At 70.7% G+C, this 560-nt stretch carries 1 protein-coding gene; it reads left to right on the plus strand.

Annotated elements, in window-relative coordinates:
* The coding region (locus KUM32_RS41295) for an rRNA adenine N-6-methyltransferase family protein (protein ID WP_302185268.1) at positions 1–560 on the plus strand (560 nt) is incomplete at both ends.

The following is a 560-nucleotide window of genomic DNA, read 5'->3' on the forward strand; positions in this document are numbered from 1 at the left end:
GTCCTCCACTGTGCCCGCGACCGTCGTGAGCATGATCGAAGCCCTGGGGCTCACCGAGGGGCACACGGTGCTGGAGATCGGCACTGGCACCGGCTACTCGACGGCTCTGATGTGCCACTGCCTGGGGGAGGACAGCGTCACCACCATCGAGGTCGATCCGCAGGTGGCGACCCGCGCGGACGACGCGCTCGAAGCGGCCGGCTACTCCACCTGGACCGTGACCGGCGACGGGCTCGTGGGCCACCCTCGGCGAGCACCGTACGACCGTGTCATCGCCACCTGCGCGGTCCGCCGCATCCCGTACACATGGATACGCCAAACCAGGGTTGGCGGTCGCATCCTGGCCACGATCGGCTCCTGGGCGTACGGCACCGGCCTGGCCGAGGTCACCGTGCACGGCGACGGCACCGCACGGGGACGGATAGTGGGCCGCTCCTCGTTCATGCAAGCCCGCTCGCAGGCCACTCCGACACACCTGGGGGACCTGGAGGCGCGGGCCGCGTACGCCGACACCGAACGCGCCACGCGGGTGTCGCCCGGCTTGCTGGAGGAGTGGATGC

It is taken from the genome of Streptomyces sp. AC627_RSS907 (assembly GCF_019049165.1).